Source organism: Paracoccus sp. MC1854 (assembly GCF_014164635.1).
In the GTDB taxonomy this organism is placed as follows: domain Bacteria; phylum Pseudomonadota; class Alphaproteobacteria; order Rhodobacterales; family Rhodobacteraceae; genus Paracoccus.
In genome coordinates, this window is record NZ_JACJFU010000001.1 from 134,275 (window position 1) to 155,278 (window position 21,004).

Consider the following 21,004-nt stretch of genomic DNA (forward strand, 5'->3'; position numbering starts at 1 on the left):
GTTTCTTCTTCGCCCAAATATCCCGGGGTCCGGGGCAGCGCCCCGGCTTCTTTCCAACCACAAGGAGCCGCCGATGACCGACCTGCCGCTGAGCTTCACCCCCGAGGTCCGCGACGCCCTGGACGCGGGCCGCCCCGTCGTGGCGCTGGAATCGACGATCATCACCCACGGGATGCCCTATTCGAAGAACCTGGAAATGGCCCGCGACGTGGAACAGGCGATCCGCGAGGCCGGCGCCGTGCCCGCCACCATCGCCCTGATGGACGGACGCATCCATATCGGATTGAACGACGCGACGCTCGAATCGCTGGCGCAGGCGCAGGATGTGATGAAGGTCAGCCGCGCCGATCTGGCCGTCTGCCTGACCATGCGCCGCACCGGGGCGACCACGGTCGCCGCCACGATGATCTGCGCGGCGCTGGCGGGCATCCGAGTCTTCGCGACCGGCGGCATCGGCGGCGTCCACCGGGGTGTCGAGGACAGCATGGACATCTCGGCCGACCTTTATGAACTCGCGGCGACGCCGGTGACGGTGGTCTCGGCGGGGGCAAAGGCGATCCTCGACCTGCCGCGCACCTTCGAATATCTCGAAACGCTGGGCGTGCCGGTGATTGCCGTGGGACAGGACATGATCCCCGCCTTTTGGTCGCGCGATTCGGGCCTGCCCGCGCCTCTGCGGCTGGACGACCCCGCCCGGATCGCCGAGGCCGCGCGGATGCGCCGGGCACTCGGCCTGCCCGGCGGCCAACTCGTCGTGAACCCGATCCCGCCTGAAGCCGAGATCCCCCGCGCCGAGATCATGCCGGTGGTCGAACAGGCACTGGCGGACGCCACCGCCCAAGGGATCGCCGCCAAGGCCGTGACCCCCTTCCTGCTGGACCGCATCTTCGAACTGACCGAGGGCCGCTCGCTGACTGCCAACATCGCGCTGGTGCTGGCAAACGTGCGCCTTGCGGCGAGGATCGCGGCGGCAGACGCCTGAACCCGGCAGGAAAGTCTTTCGGCTGAAAATATCCCTGGCCGACGAGCGCCTGAACTGGAGGCGGAACGGAAAATGGCCATCATGGCTGTTTTCCTGCTGGATAGGCCCACTTGACCGTTTTCAGCGAGTCAGGGGCGAAGCCCGGGCGGGGGTAGCCCCCCACGGCCGCGCCACCTGCACGGCACCTCAGCCGTAAAGCCGTGGCAGGTCCACCGAATCGCGCTCGCCGATGTTCCGCGCATCACCGGCGAGGAACTTCTCGGCCGCGAGCCGCCCGGCCGCCTTCATCCGCGCCACCAGCCCCGCCCCCGGCAGCAGCTTGGTCCGGGCACCCAGCGCGGTCATCAGGTCGTCGTCCGATAGCAGGTGGATCAGCGGCTCCTTCATGTTGCGGCCGGTCAGGCGGCCCTCGGCGGTCAGGCGCTTGACGAACTGGATGGCCCGCAACTCGCGCAGCAGCGAGGAATTGAAGCTGACCTCGTTGATCCGGTCCTGGATCTCGACGGGAGTTCGGGGGATGCCCTCGCGCCGCATCGGGTTGATGGTGACGATGACGATGTCGCGCGGCAGATCCGTGCCGAACAGCGGGAACAGCGCCGGGTTGCCGGAATAGCCGCCGTCCCAATAAGCCTCGCGCCGGCCGGTCTTCGGGTCGTCGATCTCGACCGCGCGGAACAGCGTGGGCAGGCAGGCCGAGGCCATCACCGCGTCGGGCGTCACCTCGTCGCCGGAAAACACCCGGATATGACCGTCGCGCACGTTGGTCGCGGTGACGAACAGCGCCGGGCGGCGGTTCTCGCAGGGACCCAGCGGATGCGGCATCCCGGCGATGATCCGGCCCAGCGGGTTGGAATAGAACGGCCCGCTGTCATAGGGGCTGAAAATGCGGGACATGTTCTCCATCCAGGCGGCCGGAGAGAACAGTTCCGCCCAGCGCTGGAAGGGCGAGGGCACATGGTCAAGGCAGGTCATCCAGCGCAGCAGCCGGTGGTCGCTGACGCGGCTGACCTCGGTCCAGACATGGTCGAGGTTCTGCCGCGCGGCCGCGCGGCCCTGTCGTCCCGGCGCCGAGGTCAGTCCTGCGGCCAAGGCCGCGCCGTTCAGCGCCCCGGCCGAGGTGCCGCTGATCCCGGCGACCTCGATCTCGTCGCCTTCCAGCAGGCGGTCAAGGACGCCCCAGGCAAAGGCGCCATGCGCGCCGCCGCCCTGCAGGGCAATGTTGATCTTCCTCGGCATCATTCGCTCCATCATGCTGCATTGCAGCATAGAGGCTCACCCGCCTTCCCGCCAACCCCCGCTCTCATCAGAGAGGAGCGCGTCCTGCCGATGCCCTTCACCTATCGCCCTGCCACGGACGAGTTCCGGCGATATCTGGCGGATATGCGGGAAAGGACCCTGATTGAATCCGACAACATCCTCTATACCGGTACCGAAGCCGTGTTCCGCAGCTTCCGCGGCGGCCTGGCGCCCCGTGACGCGCTGCGGGTGGCCGACGAGTTGCCGGCGGTTCTGCGGGCGATCTTCGTGTGGCGCTGGGACATCGAGGCTCCACGTCTGCCCTGGGCCGAGCGTGGGACGATCCGCGCCGAGATGCTGGCGCTGAGGGCGGATCACAATTTCTGCCCGCCCTCGATGCTGGAGCATGTTCTGGCAGGCGTCCGGGCGACCGTGCGGCAGCGGGACTTCGACAGGGTGCTGACCGGAATCGGACCCGAGGCGGTGGCCTTCTGGACTCCCTAGTCCTCGGCGTTCGCCTCGGCCCGGCTTTTGCCGGACAGGTCCTGCGCCAGCGTGGCGGCCATGAAGCCGTCCAGGTCGCCGTCCAGAACCCCCTGCGTGTCCGAGGTCTCATGGCCCGTCCGCAGATCCTTCACCATCTGGTAGGGCTGCAGGACGTAGGACCGGATCTGGTTGCCCCAGCCCGCGTCGCCCTTGTTCTCATGGGCGGCGTTGATGGCGGCGTTGCGCTTGTCGAGTTCCAGTTGATACAGCCGCGCGCGCAGGGCGTTCATCGCCGCGTCGCGGTTCTGATGCTGCGACTTCATGCTGCTGGTCACGACGATGTTCGTCGGCAGGTGGGTGATCCGCACGGCCGAGTCGGTGGTGTTGACGTGCTGCCCCCCCGCGCCGGACGACCGGTAGGTGTCGATCCTGATCTCGTTGTCGGGGATCACGATCTCGATGTTGTCGTCCACCACCGGATAGACCCAGACCGAGGAAAAGGATGTGTGCCGCCGGGCTGCCGAGTCGTAAGGGCTGATGCGGACCAGGCGATGCACGCCCGACTCCGACTTCAGCCAGCCATAGGCGTTCGGCCCGCTGATCTTGTAGGAGGCCGAACGGATGCCGGCCTCTTCGCCGGGCGTTTCGAACTGAAGCTCGACCTTGTAGCCCTTTCTCTCGGCCCAGCGGGTATACATCCGCGCCAGCATGGACGCCCAGTCGCAGCTTTCCGTGCCCCCCGCGCCGGCGTTGATCTCAAGGAAGGTGTCGTTGCCGTCGGCCTCGCCGTCCAGCAGCGCCTCAAGCTCTTTCTGCGCGGCCAGGTCGGCCAGCGACTTCAGGGTGGCCTCGGCCTCGGCCACGATCTCGGCGTCGCCCTCGGCCTCGCCCAGTTCGATCAGCTCGACGCTGTCCTTCAGGTCCTGGTCGATGCGGCGATAGGTCTCCACCTTGTCCGACAGCACCTGCCGGTCTCGCATCAGCTTCTGCGCGCGGGCCGGGTCGGACCAGAGGTCGCCGTCCTCGATCATCGCGTTCATCTCTTCCAGGCGATGCGGGGCGGTGTCCCAGTCCATGCGCTGCGCCAGCAGGCCCAGCGACTTGCGGATGGCATCGACAGAGGATTGGGTTTCGGCGCGCATGGGCGATCCCTAAGGTCGGACGGTGAACGGATGGGGGTGGCTGATAGCGCGGCAGGCCGCCCGGCACAAGCAAGGGCGGTCAGTAAAGCCCGCCCGCGCTCATGCTGTTGAAATCGGCCTTCTTCGGGATGACCTTGCGCTGCCCGGTCGAGGTGGTCACGGCCTTCTCGGTCCGCTCGGTCACGTCGCTGCTCTGCTTGGCGAAGCCGCCGTCCACGACACGGGCCACGGCGGTGGTGCCCTCGCGGAAATATTCCGAGATCGTGAACTTGCCATAGGAGACATCCGCGAAATAACCACCCGGCGGCACCTTGAACGCGGTCCCGCCGTATTCCTTGACCGCCTGCCGCATGAAGGCGTTGAACACCGGAACGCACATGGTCCCGCCGTAAGCGTTCGAGCCCATGCTGCGCGGCTCGTCAAAGCCCAGGTAGCAGCCCGCGACGATGTTCGAGCTGAAGCCGACGAACCACACGTCCTTGGCGTCGTTGGTGGTCCCGGTCTTGCCCGCGACCGGCACGTCCAGCTTGACGCCCTTGCCGGACCCGCGCTTGACCACGCCTTCCATCATCGAGGTCAACTGGTAGGCGGTGATCGCGTCCATCACCCGCTCGCGGTCCGATTGGATCATCGGCGCCTGACCGGGCGGCAGAGCGCCCTGTTCGCAGGTGGCGCAGACGCGCCTGTCGTGGCGATAAACGGTGCGGCCGCGGCGGTCCTGCACCCGGTCCACCAGCGTGGGTTCGACCCGCTCGCCGCCGTTGGCGAACATCGCATAGGCCGCGACCATCTTGAAAAGCGTGGTTTCCTGCGCGCCCAGACTGTTGGCAAGGAAAGGTGAAAGCTTGTCATAGACGCCGAAGCGTTCGGCGTATTTCGCCACCGTGTCCATGCCGATGTCGCGGGCGATGCGGATCGTCATCAGGTTGCGCGAGTGCTCGATCCCCGTCCGCAGGGGCGTCGGGCCATAGTAGCTGCCGCCCGCGTTCTTCGGCGTCCACAAGCCCTGCGGCGTGTTCACGGTGATCGGCTCGTCCTCGACGATGGTCGCCGGGGTGAAGCCGCGGTCCAGCGCCGCCGCATAGACGAAGGGCTTGAAGGCCGAGCCGGGCTGCCGCATCGCCTGCGTCGCCCGGTTGAAGACCGAGGACTGGTAGCTGAAGCCGCCCTGCATGGCGATCACGCGGCCGGTGTTCACGTCCATCGCCATGAAGCCGCCCTGCAGCGTCGGCACCTGCCGCAGGGTCCAGCGGATGAAGGCCCCGGTATCGTCGTCCGTCATCTGCCGGACCAGCACAACATCGCCCACCGACAGCAGGTCGGATGCCACCTTGGCCTGCGGCGCCCGTTCGCGCCCCGGCATCAGCTTGCGCGCCCATTGCACGTCGCGGGCGGGGATGACCTGGGGCTCGTCCTCCTGCGCGACGCCCTCGATGCCAATGATAGCGTCGGCGTCGGTGAGGTCCAGCACCACGGCCGGGTGCCAGCCCTGAATGTCGCGCGGGACTTTGATCTTGGCCAGTGCCGACCGCCAGTGGTCCTCGGAACCCAGTTCCTCGGGCGGGATCACCTGCCCCGTGCCGCGCCAGACGCCGAGGTTGCGGTCATAGCGTTCCAGCGCGTCCTGCAGCGACTTGGCGGCCACCTGCTGCAGGTCGGGGTCCATGGTCGCGCGGATCTGCAACCCGCCGGTGAAGAACTCGTCCTCGCCGAACTGCTGGGACAGTTGGCGGCGGATCTCGTCGGTGAAATAGTCGCGGGGCGGCAGGCTGTTGCGGAAGGCCGGGAAATCGCCGTTCTGCACAGACTTCAACGGCAGCGCGGATTCGGCGCGATAGGCGGCTTCGGTCAGGTAGCCGTTCTGCCACATCTCGCGCAGGACATAGTTGCGCCGCTCGGTGATGCGATCCTTGTCGCGCACGACCGACCGAGAGGGCGCCTGCGGCATGGCGGCCAGCATCGCCGCCTCGTGCGGGGCAAGCTGGCTCAGGGACTTGTTGAAATAGGTCTGGGCGGCGGCGGCGACTCCGGCGCTGTTCTGGCCCAGGAAGATCTCGTTGAGATAAAGCTCGAGGATCTGGTCCTTGCTCAGCGTGCTTTCCAGCCGGGTGGCGAGGATCAGTTCCTTGACCTTGCGTTCGACGCTGCGCGAGGAATCGAGCAGGAAGTTCTTCATCACCTGCTGGGTGATGGTCGAGGCGCCGCGCACGCTGCCCCCCCGCGTCTGCACGGCCTGCACCGCCGCGCCGGCCATGCCGCGCGGGTCATAGCCGCGGTGCTTGTAGAAGTTCTTGTCCTCGGCCGAGATGAAGGCCTGCTTGACCGGATCGGGTATCTCCTCGACCGGGACGAAGATGCGGCGTTCTTCGGCGAATTCGTCGATCAGGCGGCCTTCGCCGGAATAGATGCGGCTGATGGTCTTGGGTGCGTAGCTTGCCAGCGCCTCATGGCTCGGCAGGTCGCGGGAATAGATCCAGAAGATGCCCCCCACCACGAGGGCAAGGAAGACGCTGGCGGTCACGAACCACGAAAAGATCGCGCCGAAGAAGTTCAGGACGAAACGGATCACTGATGCCCCATGCGGCTTTCGAGCGAGGGGTTTCTATAACGCCATGCCCCTTTCGGGTCAAAGCAAGCTTGCGTCAGGGCGACGCCGCCGCGGCAGGTCCCTGCCCGTCCTGATCGGCATCCCAGGCAAGGATGCCGTCGGTCATTGCCTCGGCCACCCGCTGCCGCCAGGCCGGGTCGAACAGGTTGGCGCGGTCTTGCGGATGGGTCAGGAAGCCTAGTTCGACCAGCAGGGATGGGATGTCGGGCGATTTCAGCACCGAAAAGGCTGCGCCCCGGATGGGGACGCGGTGCATGACCATCCCGGCCTCGTTCATCTTCGCCACGAGGTGACGCGCCGCGTCCACGCTGCGCGGCTGGGTGTCGAGCCGGGCGAGATCCATCAGCGCCCGGCTCACGTCCTCGTCGGTGTCCGACAGGTCCAGCCCGGCGAGAATGTCGCTGCGGTCGTGCATCAGCGCAAGCTGGCGCGCGGCGCGGTCGTTCGACTGCCCGTCCCAGGCGTAGATGCTGGCGCCCGCCGCTTCGCCCGCCGGCAGGGCGTCGGCATGCAGCGAGATGAACAGATCCGCCCCCTTGGCCCGCGCGACCGTGGTGCGGCGTTCCAGCGGGATGAATCGGTCGTCCTCGCGCGTCAGCACGACCTCGATGCCGCGACCGCGCAGGGTGGCGGCGAATTCCTGCGCGAAGCCCAGCATGACCGCCGCTTCGGAAATCGCCCCCACCTGCGCGCCGGGGTCGATGCCGCCATGGCCCGGGTCCAGCACCACCCGCAGCCGCTCGTCCGTCAGCGCGTTCCGGTCCGCGCCCGTGTCCGCAGGCTGCGGCAATCCCCGCAGCACGGTCAGCGCATCGGGGCGGGGCTGGAAGGCGTCGGGCGCGACGGGAAGAAGCCGCAGGGCAAGGCTCGGGGCGGGCACGGCCCGCATCTGCGCCGAGTCGAGCTTCATCGGCCCCGGCAGAGTCAGGATCGCCCGCGCCCCCCCCTGCGGCGCAGGACCCCAGCGCAAGGCCAGCGGGTCGGCGGAAGGCTGCCCCTCGGGCGGGGCGGCGCCTTGCAGGTCGATGACCAGCCGGGGCGGGGTGTCGACAAGCGCGATGCGGTGCGGCACGGCGCGATCAAGCCCGATGGTCAGCATGATGGGCCTGGGCCTGCCCCGGTCGCGCCCCTCCATCCCCAGCACCGTGCGGGACAGATCGACCGCCGCCAGGGTTTCGGCTGCGACCGGCGCCGCAAGCGCCAGCAGCGCCGCCACGGCGATCAGCCGCGCAAGGCGCATCCTTAGCGCCCGGCCATGTAGCGGGCCAGCCGGTCCAGCCCCTCGGCGATGTCCGCGGTGGACCGCGCATAGGAAAAGCGCAGCGTTTTCGCCCCGCGCACCGGGTCGAAGTCGATGCCGGGCGTTACCGCCACGCCGGCCTTGTCCAGAATGTCCGCCGCCAGCGCCGCGCTGTCATGGGTCAGGGCCGAGACATCGGCATAGACGTAGAAGGCCCCGTCCGGCGGAGCGATCTTGTTGAAGCCAATGGCAGGCAAGCGGTCCAGCATCATCCGCCGGTTCTCGGCATAGACGGCAAGGTTCGCCTGCGCCTCGGCCTCGGCGTCCGGGCTCAGGGCGGCCAGCGCCGCCACCTGGCTGGCGTGGGGGGCGCAGATGAACATGTTGGCGGCCAGCCGGTCCATCGTGCGGACCATGTCGGGCGGCACCACCAGCCAGCCCACGCGCCAGCCGGTCATGCTGAAATACTTCGAGAAGCTGTTGATGACGACGACCTCATCCGTCAGTTCCAGCGCGCTGACCGCCCGCTGGCCGTAGTCGAGGCCGTGGTAGATCTCGTCCGAGATCAGCGCGGCCCCGATCCCGTGGGTGCGCTCGACCAGCGCCGCCAGCGCCTGCCGGTCCAGCATGGTGCCCGAGGGGTTGCCGGGCGAGGCGATCATCACGCCCTGCACGCCTTTGGGGATGTCCTCGGGCACGGGCTGGTAGCGGTTCTCGAAGCGGGTCTGCATCCCCACGGGTTTCACCGACATGGCGCGCAGGATCTGGCGATAGCTGGGATAGCCGGGTTCCCCCACCGCTACCCGATCGCCCGCGTCGAACAGCGCTGCGAAAGCCAGAAGGAAGGCCCCCGATGAACCCGGCGTCACCACCACGCGGGCCGGGTCCAGATCGACGCCATACCAGCGCTGGTAAAGCCCGGCGATCCCTTCCCGCAGCGCGGGCAGGCCCAGCGCGACGGTATAGCCCAGCGGTTCCGCCAGTTCCCGTCCCAGCGCCTTCAGTGCAGGGCCGGGTGCAGGTGTCGAGGGCTGGCCGACCTCCATGTGGATGATGTGGCGCCCCACGGCTTCGGCGCGGCGGGCCGCTTCCATGACATCCATGACGATGAAGGGATCGACCTGACCCCGCCGCGACTGCCGCATCCGCCTGCCCTTTTCCGTTTGGCCGCCCTTTTCGCCCCCCGCCCCCCTGCTGGTCAAGCGGCGGTGATCCGCACGGGGGTGGACAGCATCCCCGCCTCTGGCGCAATGTCCGCGCGAGTTCCGGTAAAGGACCGACGATGAAAACCCTGATGACTGCCGCGCTGATGACAGCGGCCCTTGCCGCCCCCGCCGCCGCCTTCGACCCCGCCGCCATGTCCGATTCCGAGCGCGCGGCCTTTGGCGAGGCGGTGCGCGACTACATCATGCAGAACCCCACCGTTCTGGTCGAGGCCCTGAACGCGATGGAGGCGCGGCGACTGGCCGATGAGGCCGAGAGCGACAAGCTGCTGGTCCAGACCTACAGCGCCGAGATCTTCGAGGACGGGCATTCCTGGATCGGCGGCAACCCCGCGGGCGACCTGACCATCGTCGAGTTCATCGACTACCGCTGCGGCTATTGCCGCCGCGTCGCCCCCGAGGTGGACGAGGTCGTGGCCAAGGACGGCAACATCAGGCTGATCCTCAAGGAATTCCCGATCCTCGGCGAAGAAAGCGACCTCGCCTCGCGCTACGCGATCGCGGTCAAGCAGCTGGAAGGCGGGGAGGCCTACAAGGCCGTCCATGACAGGCTTTACGAAATGCGGGGGGCGGTGACGGCCGAGTCGCTCGGGGCGATCTCGGAGGATCTCGGCTTCGACCCGCAGGCCGTGGCCGCGCGGATGGGCAGCGACGAGGTTTCGGCCGAGATCGCCAGCAACCGCCAGCTTGCCGAGAAGATGCAGATCATGGGCACGCCCACCTTCGTGATCGGGCCGGAGTTGTTGCGCGGCATCCCCTCGACCGGGCTGGCGGCGGCAGTCGAGCAGGTCCGGGCGGCGGAGGGTTAGGGCTTCTCCTTTGCTCTCTCGCCTGTCCGGACTTCACGGTTGAAGACAAGTGGGCTTCGCGCCCCCTCTGGCGATGAAGCAAGAGCAACTCCGCCGCAGGCGACGCCCAACGCAACCGGCACGAGCGGTTGTCAACGACCGCGCGCAGCCTGCGATGTCCGAGCGGGCGATGCTTGCCGGCCGGGGCGGACCCTATTCCGCAGCTTGCGGCAACCGCGAGAGTTCCTCGGCGCGGCGCTCGACCAGTTCGACGATGTGGTCGATCATCTGGGCGTTCGACATCTTGTGGCTCTGCTTGCCGGCCATGTAGACCATGCCGCTGCCCGCGCCGCCGCCGGTGAAGCCGAGGTCGGTCATCAGCGCCTCGCCCGGCCCGTTCACCACGCAGCCGATGATCGACAGGCTCATCGGCACCTTGATGTGTTCCAGCCGCTGTTCAAGGGTTTCCACGGTTCTGATAACGTCGAACCCCTGCCGGGCGCAGGAAGGGCAAGAGATGATCTGAACCCCCCGCGTTCGCAGGCCCAGCGACTTCAGGATCTCGTAGCCGACCTTCACCTCTTCGACCGGATCGGCCGAAAGCGACACGCGGATCGTGTCGCCGATTCCGGCCCACAGCAGGCTGCCCATGCCGACCGCCGATTTGACCGTGCCACCGCGCAGGCCCCCAGCCTCGGTGATGCCAAGGTGGATCGGCGCGTCCGTCGCCTCGGCCAGCGCCTGATAGGCGGCAGCCGAAAGGAACACATCCGAGGCCTTCACGCTGATCTTGAATTCGTGGAAGTCGTTGTCCTGCAACAGCCTGATGTGATCGAGCCCGGATTCCACCATCGCATCAGGACAGGGCTCGCCGTATTTTTCCAGCAGGTGGCGTTCCAGAGAACCCGCGTTGACCCCGATGCGGATGGAACAGCCGTTATCCTTGGCGGCCTGCACGACCTCGCGCACCCGCGAGGGATCGCCGATGTTACCGGGGTTGATGCGCAGGCAGGCAGCGCCCGCCTCGGCCGCCTCGATGGCGCGGCGGTAATGGAAATGGATGTCCGCCACGATCGGCACCGGGCTTTCGCGGGTGATCTCGCGCAGGGCGCGGGTCGAGGCCTCGTCCGGGGCCGAGATGCGCACGATGTCCGCCCCGGCATCCGCCGCCGCGATCACCTGGGCCAGCGTGGCCCGCACGTCCGTCGTGTCGGTGTTCGTCATGGTCTGGACGCTGATGGGCGCATCGCCCCCCACGGGAACCGGGCCGACCATGATGCGGCGCGAGGGCCGGCGCTGGATGTTGCGCCACGGGCGGATCGGATTATGCGTCATCGCTGGACCTTTCGGCTGGTGCCCGCAAGATAGGGCCTTGGGCCCGCGGCGGCAACCGCACCCGTCAAGGCGTGGCAGCAACCCCCTCGCTTTGCAGCGGCGCGGCAGAGGCGACCGAGAACATGCTGGCAAGCTCGGGGTCCGCTGCCGGATCGGCCAGCGCGAAGGCCCCGGTCAGCGCGGTCGGCGACAGCTCGACATCCTTGACGACCTTGGCGCCCGGCGCGGCGGGACCATAGGTGTCGCCGTTCACCGCGAAATAGACCGCGCCCGAGTTTCCCGTCCGCAGCACCGGCGGCTGTTCGGTCGGCGGCAGCGTGAAGCGCTCGCCCGCGTCCAGCGTTTTTTCCAGGATCACCGAGCCATCGGCGGCGCTGACCCGGACCCAGGCGGGGCGGGTTGCCAGGATCTCGACCTGTGCCGCTTCCGGTCCCAGCGTGCGGACCGCCTGCGTTTCGGCCGGTTGCGCCACGGCAACCTGGGCGGGGGCGGGCTGCGCCCCGGTCCCCGCGACGGCATGGGCCTGCGGCGCGGCGGCGTTCTCGGACAAGCCGGGGTCAATGGCGGCGATGGGGGTGTCACGCGGCGTCAGTTCCGGCACCTCCAGCGCCCGGGGGCGATAGATGCGATCCAGCGCCTCGGGCTGCGGCAGGTCAACCGCGGCAAGGTCCACCTCGCCCGCCGGACCTGCGTCCTGCGCCGGGTCCAGCGTCGCGATGACAGCCGGCGCCTGGTCCGAGGGCGTCAGGTTGACCTTCTGCACTTCCTGCAGGACGGACCAGCCGCCATAGCCGAGGCCCAGGGCCACCAGCGCCATCACCAGCACTGAGCCGATGGCCCGCGGCTCGACCGAGGACCAGAAGCTTTCGGGCTGCGGCAGATACAAGGCGCGGGGATTGGCCAGCGACTCGGCCAGATCGGCCGGGCGGCGGCCGGGCTGGGCCGCGACGGGCGCCGAACCCGCGCCATTGGCAAGCTGGAAGCCTGATTCCTCGGCAAAACGACGCAGCACCCAGTCCTGGTCCATCCCCAGGTAGCGGGCGTAAGAGCGGACATGGCCGGGAACAAAGCTCGGCGCGTCAAAGGCCGAGATGTCGCAGTTCTCGATCGCGGCGATATAGGAAGCACGGATCCGCAACTCGCGCTGCACATCCAGCAGCGACTTGCCGATGGTGGCCCGCTCGCCGCGCATCATGTCACCGAGCCGCATTTCGAAACCATCGAAACCCGGCGCTGCCCCCCTGTCCATCAAGGAATCGCCCGCCGCTGACGGCGTTTGCGTCCCGCTCATTGTTGCCTGCCTCATTCTGGAAGGTCCGCTTTGCGCCAGTAACGCGAATCCGGCCTGTTTTATTTAAGGACAGACTATCATGCCGGCGAGAGGGACAACACAGGTTGTTGAGGTTCAGGCGACCGCATGCGAGCGATTGAGCGCGCAGCGTGACCACAGGGCATCCATTGCCCGCACCAGATGGTCGATCTGCCTGGGGTCATGGACCGGCGAGGGCGTGAAGCGCAGCCGCTCGGTCCCGCGGGGCACGGTCGGGAAGTTGATCGGCTGGACGTAGATGCCGAAATCCGCCAGCAGCATGTCCGACAGCATCTTGCAATGGACCGGGCTGCCGACATGAACCGGCACGATATGGCTGCCGCGGTCGTCGATGGGCAGGCCCAGCCCGCGCAACCGCATCTTCAGGATGCGGGCGTGCAGCTGCTGGGTGTCGCGCAGCTTCTGCCCCTGCGCGCTCTTGAGATGGGCGATCGAGGCCGCGGCCCCCGCCGCGACCGCCGGCGGGATCGAGGTGGTGAAGATGAAGCCGGGCGCATATGACCGGATGGCGTCGCACATCTTGGCCGTACCCGCGATATAGCCGCCGAAGACGCCGAAGGCCTTGCCCAGCGTCCCGTTGAAGATGTCGATGCGCTCTGTCAACCTGTCGCGTTCCGCCACGCCGCCGCCGCGCGGGCCATACATGCCCACGGCATGAACCTCGTCGAGGTAGGTGAGCGCGTTGAACTCGTCGGCAAGGTCGCAGATCGCCGCGATGGGACCGAAGTCGCCGTCCATCGAATAGATCGACTCAAAGGCGATCAGCTTGGGCGCGGCCGGGTCGTCGGCAGCCAGAAGCTCGCGCAGGTGGGTCACATCGTTGTGGCGGAAGATGCGCTTGGCGCCGTCGAAGCGCTTGATCCCCTCGATCATGGACGCGTGATTCAGCTCGTCCGAATAGATGATCAGGCCGGGGAACAGCTTGCGCAGGGTCGAAAGCGTCGCGTCGTTGGCGATATAAGCCGAGGAAAAGACCAGCGCCGCTTCCTGCCGATGCAAGTCGGCAAGCTCGGCTTCCAGCCGCTTGTGATAGACCGTGGTGCCCGAGATGTTGCGCGTCCCGCCCGAACCCGCGCCGGTCGAATCCAGCGCCTCATGCATCGCGCTCAGCACGACCGGGTGCTGGCCCATGCCCAGATAGTCGTTGCCGCACCAGACGGTGATTTCCTGCTCGCCCCCATCGGGACGCTTCCAGATTGCCTGCGGGTAATGGCCCTTGCGCCGTTCGATGTCGATGAACGTGCGATAGCGGCCTTCGTCATGCAGACGCTGCAGAGCCTGATCGAGTGCGGCATCGTAGTTCATCAGCTTGCTCCCTTGCGTAACTGGCTGGGCTTGCCTCACGGGCCTGTCCCGAACATGGTTCGGGCCGATGGTCCCTGCATTGATAAGGATCAATGGGCGCGATTAACAGCCTCTATTCCCTCCCTGAGACGAAAAGTCGTATGGGAACTCGATGAATATGCTCGGGAAAGGACAGATGATGGCGACGGATTACCGGCTGGACGAGGTGCTGGATCGGCTGGACGCGGGGCTGCCCGCGGCGCTGGAGCGGCTGATGGCCTTCATGCGCATCCCCTCGATCTCGACCGACCCGGTATTCGCGGCGGATGTGCGGCTGGCGGCGGGCTGGCTGCGGGACGAACTGTCCGAACTGGGGTTTGAGGCCTCGGTGATGGACACGCCCGGCCACCCGATGGTGGTGGCGCGCACGCCTGCGGGCGAGGGGCGCAGCCTTCTGTTCTACGGCCATTACGACGTGCAGCCCGTCGATCCGCTGGATCTGTGGCACCGCCCGCCCTTCGACCCGCAGGTTCAGGACACACCGGACGGCCAGGTGATCCGCGGACGCGGGGCCGCCGATGACAAGGGCCAGTTGATGACCTTCGTCGAGGCCTGCCGGGCGTGGAAGGCCGTCCACGGCACCCTGCCTCCCGGCCTGACCCTGCTGTTCGAGGGCGAGGAGGAATCGGGTTCTCCCAACCTCCAGCTCTTTCTGCGCGAGAATGCTGACGCCCTGCGGGCGGACCTCGCGCTGATCTGCGACACGACCATGTATTCCGACGGGCGGCCCGCGATCACGACCCAGTTGCGGGGCCTGATGGGCGAGGAGATCGTGGTCAGCGCCGCCGACCGCGACCTGCATTCGGGCAGCTTCGGCGGACTGGCCGCGAACCCGATCCAGGTGCTGGTGAACGCGCTCGCCGGTATCAAGGACGCGGATGGCCACGTGACCCTGCCCGGCTTCTACGACGGCGCGCCGGAACTGACCGACGAGTTGCGCGCCGACTGGGAAGCGCTGGGCTTCGACGCGGCCGAGTTCCTGTCCCGCGTCGGTCTGCGCGAGCCGGTGGGCGAAAAGGGCCGCACCGGGCTGGAGATGGTCTGGAACCGTCCGACCTTCGAGATCAACGGCATCGCCGGGGGGTACGCGGGCGAGGGCTTCAAGACCGTCCTGCCCGCCGAGGCCCGCGCCAAGGTCAGTTGCCGGCTGGTGGGCACCCAGAACCCCGATGCGATCCGCGAAGCGCTGCGCGCCCATGTCCGCGCCCATATCCCCGCCGATTGCACCGTCGAGTTCCACGCCCATGGCAATTCGCAGGCCAGTGTTATGGACACCTCGGACCCGGCCTTCGCAGCGGCGAAGCAGGCGCTGACCGAGGAATGGGGCCGCGAGGCCGCCTTCATCGGCGCGGGCGGCTCGATCCCCGTGGCGGGCGACTTCAAGCGACTGCTGGGGATGGACACGATGCTGATCGGCTTCGGAAAGGATGACGACCGCATCCACTCGCCGAACGAGAAATACGACGTGCAAAGCTTCTCGAAGGGCGCACGAAGCTGGGCGCGTATCCTGGCGGCGCTGGCGTGATCCCGGCGCTGCGCGCGTTCTTGCGGATGCCACGGCAGCATGGTTGCTGGCCTGCAGAGGACGGGAAAGGGGCAAGATCGCCAACTGCCTTGTGTCCGGGCAGGGCATCGGCAACATCATCCCGGGCGCTGGCCCTGCCGCGCTTTCCCCGCCGGCACCCTTATGGCTGAAGCCGCCCTCGCGGTTCTGCCGTCCCGGACGTCCTTGGGGGACGGAGCGATAATGCAGGCCTTGCCTTAAGAGCGCAAAGGCAACACGGGCACTTTTGGAAGGACGGGATCGAGGCGATTGCTTCGCCTGATCCCCGTTCTGCCACTGTGGACGGCCTTGGCAGCCCGGCTGACTTTCGCAGCCGCTAAGCCGGTCCTGCCGGATTGCAGCTATATGGAGGGCTGGACCAAAGGCTCCGGTTTTTGGGAAAGGACATCAGCAACACGGTTTACCAGCCTGGAATGGCAGAGCCTTTGCTGCTGATGATTGCCGTGCCCCAGTTCGCGGTGATGTCGCTGGTCATCGCGCTGGTCGAGCGGCGACGGACATGAAAAAGGCGGGCCCCACGGACCCGCCCCTGCCTTTAAGGGAATGCGGTCAGGCCGCGCGGGCCGTCAGCACTGCCTCGACCTTCTTCTGGGCGCCGCCCTCGTCGATGCCGCTGACAACGGCGACCTCGCGGGTCAGGCGGTCCAGCGCGGCCTCGTAAAGCTGGCGCTCGGAATAGGACTGCTCGCGCTGGTCGTCGTTGCGGTGCAGGTCGCGGACGACCTCGGCGATGGACAGCAGGTCGCCCGAGTTGATCTTCTGTTCGTATTCCTGCGCGCGGCGCGACCACATGGCGCGCTTGACGCGGGCCTTGCCCTTCAGGGTTTCCATCGCGCGATCGACCATGTCGGGCGAGGCGAGGCCGCGCATCCCGATCTCGGTGGCGCGGGCGGTCGGGACGCGAAGCGTCATCTTGTCCTTTTCGAACGAGATCACGAACATCTCGAGGCGAAGGCCGGCGACCTCCTGCTCTTCGATGGACACGATGCGGCCGACGCCATGGGCGGGATAAACCACGAAATCGTCGGGGTGGAACTCGTTCTTCTTGGTCTTCGACATCCTGCTTCCTTCCAGCTTACGCCCTGCCGGGGCGCAAAAATGCCCCCAGAGGACTTGCCCTCCCGAGGTGCGTGTGATTGTTGTCTGCTGGCAGGACAGGCATATGTCCGGCCACAAGGCAGCCGGCCAGCGCAGAACGTGGCCGATATGACAGTGTTGTATCACGAATCACCCCTTAAATGAAGGGGTTTTTCCCGCGACCTCCATCATCAGGCCGCCCGGGCCTTTCTTCCGGCGGATGCGTTCCGAATCCGGGCCTCAGTCGCCCTCGCCCGGATTCGGCGAGAAGTACTTCTCCATCTTGCCGGGCTGGCCGTCCATCTCGGCCGCAGTGGGCAGCGGATCCTTCTTGCGGGTGATGACCGGCCACTGTTCGGAATATTTCCGGTTGAACTCGACCCAGGCCTCCATGTCCGGCTCGGTGTCGGGCCGGATCGCGTCGGCAGGGCATTCGGGTTCGCAGACGCCGCAGTCGATGCATTCGTCGGGGTGGATGACCAGCGTGTTCTCGCCCTCGTAGAAGCAGTCCACCGGGCAGACCTCGACGCAGTCCGTGTATTTGCACATGATGCAGTTGTCGGTCACGACATAGGTCATCGGAATCCTCGCGAGGCAGGTGCGGGGCCTCAACTATGCCTTTCATCGCCGGGGTTCAACCCGGCGGGGATCACGGGCGGCTATGCTTCCGGCGCAGCGCCAGGGGCCGCGTCCAGATCCTCGTAAAGCTCGCGCGCCTCGCTGGCCGGGCCACGGCGCTCGCCCGGCGCAAGGACACGCAGGCTGCGGACGCCGCCGGGTGCTGCGGCCGTCACCACGTCGCCCGCCTTCACCTCATGCCCCGGCTTGCGGCAGGGGGCGCCGTTCACGCGGACGCCCCCTTCGCTGATGCGGTCCGCGGCCATGGTGCGCGTCTTGAAGACCCGCGCATGGCACAGCCAGCGGTCGAGCCGGATCGAGGTCGGCGGCTCGTCCTCGTCCTCGTCCCGGTCCCTACCTCTGCGCACCATCAGGCGCGATACCTCTTGGCCGCGATCACGACTTGTTCTTCAACGCCGCCAGCACCGCGAAGGGGCTGTCGGGGTCGATCGGCTTGTCGTTGCGCGGCGGGCGCGATTCGAAGCTGCGCCCCCCTTCGTTCCGGGGCGGGCGATCCTTGCCGGCGGGGCCGCCCTTGCCGCGTTCGCCCTTCGGCTTGCCGGACTTGCCTTGGCGCTGCTGGCCTTGGGCTTCGCCCTGGCGGTCGCCGCCGAAACGACGTTCGGCACGTGGCCGGTCGCCGCGGCGGTCCTCGCCTTCGGCGGGCGCGGCCTGGCGCGGCTGGCCCTCGCGCTGCTGCCCCCCTTGGGGTTGGGTGCCGCCGAAGCGGCCTGGACGGCGGTTGCCGCGGGCCTCGCCGTCCCGGCCCTCGCGCCGGGGACCGCGCGGACGGGGCGCCCAGGTGAAGGTGTAGAAGCTTTCCATTTCCGGCGCCGCTTCGGCTGCCTCGGCCTCGTTGCCGTCAGCGGCCGGAACCTCCCCGGCTTCCGTTGCGGCCGCCTGTTCGGCCTCGGCCTCGGCGCGCTGGCGTTCGGCCTGCTCGGCTTCCCAGCGGGCGCGGGTCTCGGCGGCGAGGACGCTTTCCTCTTCCGTCATCGGCGCGACGGGCTCGCCTTCGGGCACCGGCGCGGGTTCGGGAACAACGGCGACGACAGCGCGGGTCTTCACCCGCTCGGCTTTCTCGCCGCGATAGCCCAGGCCGCCCATCAGGTCGGCGAACTGGTCCAGCGTCATGCCCGTGATCGACAGCATGTCGGGCGTCGCCTCGAAGCCGCCGCGGCTGTCCTGGGCGCGCAGCATGTCGGCCAGCCGTTCCAGCATGTCGATGCGGATCGCTCGCTCGCCCGCAGGATGGTAGCCCGACAGCGTGTAATAGTCGCGCGGCACGTCGGGCAGGTTCGGGATCGTCACCAACCCCGGAGGGGGCGATTCAGGGAATTCGTCGGCCCCGGCCCAGAGCGCCGACAGCAGCAGCCGCAGCCGGGTCGGCGCGGGCTTCAGCAGCGCGGGCAGGAAGATGGTGAACTGGCCGAAGCGGACGCCGTGCTTGCGCAAGCTGCCGCGCGCATCCTGGTCCAGTTCCTTGATTTCCGAGGCGATGCCTTCGCGCGGCAGAACCCCCATCGCCTCGACCAGCCGGAAGGCCACGCCGCGGGCGAGACCCGTCAGCGCCTCGTCGGCCTGCATCGTCAGCAAGGGCTCGAAGCCCGCGGCGATCTTGCGGTCGATGAAATGCTGCAAGCGGCGGCGGACCTTTTCGGCCACCTCCGGCCCGGCGTCCTCGTCCACGAAGACCTCGATGCCCGGCTTCAGGGGATCGGCGCCGCGGACGAGCTTGCCCACGGCCGAGCCGCCCCACATCAGCCCGCCCTGCACGGTGAAGTCCAGTTCCGTGTCCGGCGCGTTGTAGAAGCGGTCCGCGCGCAGGTGGAACTCGGGGCGCAGCGCCTCATAGGCAGCGCGGGTCAGCATTTTCGCCTCGTCGCCCTGGGCGCTGGGGTCGGTGCGGAACCGGAACCCTTCCAGACGGCCGGCGAATTCGCCCTCGACCGTCACCTCGCCCTTGTCGTTCACCTCGGCCACCAGGCTCTCCTTCTGCTTGAGCCGGCGCAGCAATACGGATGTGCGCCGGTCCACGAATCGCTGCGTCAGCGCGGCATGAAGCGCATCCGACAGGCGATCTTCTACCGCGCGGGTTTCTTCCCGCCAATGGGCTTCGTCCCTGACCCAGCCATTGCGTTGGGCGACATAGGTCCAGGTGCGGATATAGGCGAGCCGCTTGCTGATCGCGTCGATGTCGCCGCCGGGCTTGTCAATCCGCGCCACGGACCGCGCCAGCCAGTCGCCGGGAATGCCGCCGTCCTGCAGGAAGCCGTAGATGCGGGTCAGCAGCGTGGTGTGTTCCGCAGGCGAGATGCCGCGGAAATCCGGGATGCGGCAGACGTCCCACAGAAGCCGCACGTCCTTGGGATGCGTCACCCGGTCGCGGATTTCTGGCAGGGCCGACAGGGTTTTCAGCGACGACAGGTCGTCCGCCTCTCGCCCCCGTCCCAGCCATTCGCTGCCCGAGGGCTGTTCCAGCGACTGGATCAGGCGGTCCACCGTACCGAACTCCAGCGAGGAATTTCGCCAGATCAGGCGGCTGATCGGCTGGAAGCGGTGGTTCTCGATGGCGTCGATCAGCCCTTCGTCCAAGGGTTGCGCCTCGCCAGTGACGCCGAAAGTGCCGGGTTCGGTGTGGCGCCCGGCGCGGCCGGCGATCTGGCCCAGTTCGTGCGGAAACAAGGGCCGCAGGCGGCGGCCGTCGAACTTGTGGGTCGCCTCGAAGGCCACATGGCGGATGTCGAGGTTCAGCCCCATGCCGATGGCGTCGGTGGCGACAAGGTAATCGACCTCCCCCGCCTGATACATCGCCACCTGAGCGTTCCGCGTGCGCGGGGACAGCGCCCCCATGACCACCGCACAGCCGCCCTTCTGGCGCCGGATCAGTTCCGCCGTGGCATAGACGTCATCAACGCTGAACCCCACGATGGCCGAGCGCGGGGGCATCCGGGACAGCTTCTTGGACCCCGCCCATGTCAGCGTGGAAAACCGTTCCCGCCGCATGAACTGCGCCTCGGGGACCAGCGCGGCGATAGCGGGGCGCATGGTGGCAGAACCCAGCAGCAGCGTCTCGTGCAGGCCGCGCATGTTCAGCAGGCGGTCGGTGAAGACATGGCCGCGCTCGGGGTCGGCGCAAAGCTGGATCTCGTCGATGGCGACGAAATCGGCCAGCACCTCGGGCATGGCCTCGGTGGTGGCGACCCAGTAGGCGGCGCGTTCGGGGACGATCCGCTCCTCGCCGGTGATGAGGGCGACGACCGACGGCCCGCGCGCCTTCACGATGCGGTCATAAACCTCGCGCGCCAGCAGCCGCAGCGGCAGGCCGATGACGCCGGTGCGGTGCGCGAGCATCCGCTCGATGGCATAATGGGTCTTGCCGGTGTTCGTCGGCCCCAGCACGGCCGTGACGCGTCCCGCCACGTCAGGCGTCCTGCCCCTGGCCTTCGGCCAGCAACCGCCCGATGCCGTCGCGCGCTTCCTCCTGATGCGGATGGATCACCAGGCTTTCGTGATAAGCGGCAAGCGCGCGGTCATGGTCCCCCATATCCTCGAGGATCGTGGCCAGCAGCGTGAGCGAGGGCCAGTGCCGCGGCTCAAGCCGCAGCGCCTGCGCGAGATCAGAGATCGCGGGACCCGTCTGCCCGGCAAGATAAAAGGCCGTTCCGCGCGCCGCCCATCCGGCGGCGAAGTCGGGCGCGTTCTCGGTCAGCGCCGTCAGGTGGCCGATGGCGGCAGGCACGTCGCCTGCGTCCAGCGCCGCCTCGCCCCGCATCAGCAGCAGGTCCAGCGCGGCCGAACCCGAGCGCGACCAGGCCCGCTCGATGTCAGACTGCGCCCGCATCCATGCATCGCCCTGCTGCAAGGACAGTTCGCTGAAAAGTGAATCCATTTCGGCGGGGCTTTGCGCGCGCAGGGGCAAAGCCGTTAACAGAATCGACAAGATTGCCGCGCCAAATGCCGCTGCGGCAGGGTGGAACTGGGTCATCGGCACGCGCATATGGATGATGTAAGCATTCCCGCGCCGCGGC

The 21,004-nt window shown here is 67.8% G+C and carries 18 protein-coding genes; 5 read left to right on the forward strand and 13 right to left on the reverse strand.

Annotated features, from left to right (window positions below; translation table 11 throughout):
* Positions 1 to 73 precede the first annotated feature (73 nt).
* Positions 74 to 982, forward strand: a complete 909-nt coding sequence (locus H5395_RS00670) for a pseudouridine-5'-phosphate glycosidase (protein ID WP_182790598.1) — start codon at positions 74 to 76, stop codon at positions 980 to 982.
* 186 nt (positions 983 to 1,168) lie between these two features.
* Here the strand turns inward: H5395_RS00670 and H5395_RS00675 are convergent, their stop codons facing one another.
* Complete coding sequence (locus tag H5395_RS00675) at positions 1,169 to 2,221, reverse strand: patatin-like phospholipase family protein (RefSeq protein WP_234450700.1); 1,053 nt, start codon at positions 2,219 to 2,221, stop codon at positions 1,169 to 1,171.
* Between the two features lie 87 nt (positions 2,222 to 2,308).
* On the opposite strand from H5395_RS00675, the gene H5395_RS00680 reads away from it, so the two are divergent.
* Positions 2,309 to 2,722 (forward strand): DUF2267 domain-containing protein, encoded by a 414-nt coding sequence (locus H5395_RS00680; RefSeq protein ID WP_182790599.1) that lies wholly within the window; start codon positions 2,309 to 2,311, stop codon positions 2,720 to 2,722.
* Here H5395_RS00680 and prfB read toward each other — a convergent pair.
* From prfB to H5395_RS00700, 4 genes are all read right to left on the reverse strand, one after another.
* On the reverse strand, positions 2,719 to 3,846 hold the full coding sequence (gene prfB, locus H5395_RS00685) for a peptide chain release factor 2 (RefSeq protein WP_182790600.1): 1,128 nt from the start codon (positions 3,844 to 3,846) through the stop codon (positions 2,719 to 2,721). The genes H5395_RS00680 and prfB overlap by 4 nt on opposite strands.
* 79 nt (positions 3,847 to 3,925) lie before the next feature.
* Positions 3,926 to 6,415, reverse strand: a complete 2,490-nt coding sequence (locus H5395_RS00690) for a PBP1A family penicillin-binding protein (protein WP_182790601.1) — start codon at positions 6,413 to 6,415, stop codon at positions 3,926 to 3,928.
* Positions 6,416 to 6,488: 73 nt separating this feature from the next.
* Positions 6,489 to 7,694: an N-acetylmuramoyl-L-alanine amidase gene (locus H5395_RS00695; protein ID WP_182790602.1), complete on the reverse strand. Its 1,206-nt coding sequence runs from the start codon at positions 7,692 to 7,694 to the stop codon at positions 6,489 to 6,491.
* Positions 7,695 to 7,696: 2 nt separating this feature from the next.
* Positions 7,697 to 8,839 (reverse strand): pyridoxal phosphate-dependent aminotransferase, encoded by a 1,143-nt coding sequence (locus H5395_RS00700; protein ID WP_182790603.1) that lies wholly within the window; start codon positions 8,837 to 8,839, stop codon positions 7,697 to 7,699.
* A gap of 137 nt (positions 8,840 to 8,976) precedes the next feature.
* Between H5395_RS00700 and H5395_RS00705 the strand changes: the two genes are divergently transcribed.
* Positions 8,977 to 9,726: a DsbA family protein gene (locus H5395_RS00705; protein WP_182790604.1), complete on the forward strand. Its 750-nt coding sequence runs from the start codon at positions 8,977 to 8,979 to the stop codon at positions 9,724 to 9,726.
* A gap of 192 nt (positions 9,727 to 9,918) precedes the next feature.
* On the opposite strand, the gene ispG is transcribed toward H5395_RS00705, so the two are convergent.
* The 3 genes from ispG to hemA all read right to left on the reverse strand — a co-directional run bounded on the left by ispG (position 9,919) and on the right by hemA (position 13,675).
* A complete protein-coding gene (gene ispG, locus H5395_RS00710; protein WP_182790605.1) occupies positions 9,919 to 11,040 on the reverse strand; it encodes a flavodoxin-dependent (E)-4-hydroxy-3-methylbut-2-enyl-diphosphate synthase in 1,122 nt (373 codons plus the stop codon).
* Positions 11,041 to 11,104: 64 nt separating this feature from the next.
* Positions 11,105 to 12,250 (reverse strand): helix-turn-helix domain-containing protein, encoded by a 1,146-nt coding sequence (locus H5395_RS00715; protein ID WP_255440432.1) that lies wholly within the window; start codon positions 12,248 to 12,250, stop codon positions 11,105 to 11,107.
* Positions 12,251 to 12,445: 195 nt separating this feature from the next.
* Complete coding sequence (hemA, locus tag H5395_RS00720) at positions 12,446 to 13,675, reverse strand: 5-aminolevulinate synthase (protein ID WP_182790606.1); 1,230 nt, start codon at positions 13,673 to 13,675, stop codon at positions 12,446 to 12,448.
* A 178-nt stretch (positions 13,676 to 13,853) separates the two neighbouring features.
* On the opposite strand from hemA, the gene H5395_RS00725 reads away from it, so the two are divergent.
* Together H5395_RS00725 and H5395_RS18680 are read left to right on the forward strand one after the other, a co-directional pair.
* Positions 13,854 to 15,239, forward strand: coding sequence for a dipeptidase (locus H5395_RS00725; protein ID WP_182790607.1), 1,386 nt, complete (start codon positions 13,854 to 13,856; stop codon positions 15,237 to 15,239).
* Positions 15,240 to 15,652: 413 nt separating this feature from the next.
* Complete coding sequence (locus H5395_RS18680) at positions 15,653 to 15,781, forward strand: hypothetical protein (RefSeq protein ID WP_255440433.1); 129 nt, start codon at positions 15,653 to 15,655, stop codon at positions 15,779 to 15,781.
* 46 nt (positions 15,782 to 15,827) lie between these two features.
* On the opposite strand, the gene H5395_RS00730 is transcribed toward H5395_RS18680, so the two are convergent.
* From H5395_RS00730 to H5395_RS00750, 5 genes are all read right to left on the reverse strand, one after another.
* Positions 15,828 to 16,337 (reverse strand): CarD family transcriptional regulator, encoded by a 510-nt coding sequence (locus H5395_RS00730; RefSeq protein WP_182790608.1) that lies wholly within the window; start codon positions 16,335 to 16,337, stop codon positions 15,828 to 15,830.
* 258 nt (positions 16,338 to 16,595) lie between these two features.
* Positions 16,596 to 16,934 (reverse strand): ferredoxin FdxA, encoded by a 339-nt coding sequence (gene fdxA, locus H5395_RS00735; RefSeq protein WP_182790609.1) that lies wholly within the window; start codon positions 16,932 to 16,934, stop codon positions 16,596 to 16,598.
* Positions 16,935 to 17,014: 80 nt separating this feature from the next.
* A complete protein-coding gene (locus H5395_RS00740; RefSeq protein WP_182790610.1) occupies positions 17,015 to 17,344 on the reverse strand; it encodes an RNA-binding S4 domain-containing protein in 330 nt (109 codons plus the stop codon).
* Positions 17,345 to 17,369: 25 nt separating this feature from the next.
* On the reverse strand, positions 17,370 to 20,327 hold the full coding sequence (locus H5395_RS00745; RefSeq protein ID WP_182790836.1) for a helicase-related protein: 2,958 nt from the start codon (positions 20,325 to 20,327) through the stop codon (positions 17,370 to 17,372).
* Between the two features lie 70 nt (positions 20,328 to 20,397).
* Positions 20,398 to 20,865 (reverse strand): tetratricopeptide repeat protein, encoded by a 468-nt coding sequence (locus tag H5395_RS00750; protein WP_255434587.1) that lies wholly within the window; start codon positions 20,863 to 20,865, stop codon positions 20,398 to 20,400.
* Between the last annotated feature and the right edge of the window lie 139 nt (positions 20,866 to 21,004).

Excerpts from the sequence above, each read along its gene's own strand:
- H5395_RS00670 (WP_182790598.1), top strand. The coding sequence starts at position 74 with ATGACCGACCTGCCGCTGAGCTTCACCCCCGAGGTCCGCGACGCCCTG.
- H5395_RS00675 (WP_234450700.1), bottom strand. The coding sequence starts at position 2,221 with ATGATGCCGAGGAAGATCAACATTGCCCTGCAGGGCGGCGGCGCGCAT.
- H5395_RS00680 (WP_182790599.1), top strand. The coding sequence starts at position 2,309 with ATGCCCTTCACCTATCGCCCTGCCACGGACGAGTTCCGGCGATATCTG.
- prfB (WP_182790600.1), bottom strand. The coding sequence starts at position 3,846 with ATGCGCGCCGAAACCCAATCCTCTGTCGATGCCATCCGCAAGTCGCTG.
- H5395_RS00695 (WP_182790602.1), bottom strand. The coding sequence starts at position 7,694 with ATGCGCCTTGCGCGGCTGATCGCCGTGGCGGCGCTGCTGGCGCTTGCG.
- H5395_RS00700 (WP_182790603.1), bottom strand. The coding sequence starts at position 8,839 with ATGCGGCAGTCGCGGCGGGGTCAGGTCGATCCCTTCATCGTCATGGAT.
- H5395_RS00705 (WP_182790604.1), top strand. The coding sequence starts at position 8,977 with ATGAAAACCCTGATGACTGCCGCGCTGATGACAGCGGCCCTTGCCGCC.
- ispG (WP_182790605.1), bottom strand. The coding sequence starts at position 11,040 with ATGACGCATAATCCGATCCGCCCGTGGCGCAACATCCAGCGCCGGCCC.
- H5395_RS00715 (WP_255440432.1), bottom strand. The coding sequence starts at position 12,250 with ATGCGGCTCGGTGACATGATGCGCGGCGAGCGGGCCACCATCGGCAAG.
- hemA (WP_182790606.1), bottom strand. The coding sequence starts at position 13,675 with ATGAACTACGATGCCGCACTCGATCAGGCTCTGCAGCGTCTGCATGAC.
- H5395_RS00725 (WP_182790607.1), top strand. The coding sequence starts at position 13,854 with ATGGCGACGGATTACCGGCTGGACGAGGTGCTGGATCGGCTGGACGCG.
- H5395_RS00730 (WP_182790608.1), bottom strand. The coding sequence starts at position 16,337 with ATGTCGAAGACCAAGAAGAACGAGTTCCACCCCGACGATTTCGTGGTT.
- fdxA (WP_182790609.1), bottom strand. The coding sequence starts at position 16,934 with ATGACCTATGTCGTGACCGACAACTGCATCATGTGCAAATACACGGAC.
- H5395_RS00740 (WP_182790610.1), bottom strand. The coding sequence starts at position 17,344 with ATGGTGCGCAGAGGTAGGGACCGGGACGAGGACGAGGACGAGCCGCCG.
- H5395_RS00745 (WP_182790836.1), bottom strand. The coding sequence starts at position 20,327 with ATGCTCGCGCACCGCACCGGCGTCATCGGCCTGCCGCTGCGGCTGCTG.
- H5395_RS00750 (WP_255434587.1), bottom strand. The coding sequence starts at position 20,865 with ATGGATTCACTTTTCAGCGAACTGTCCTTGCAGCAGGGCGATGCATGG.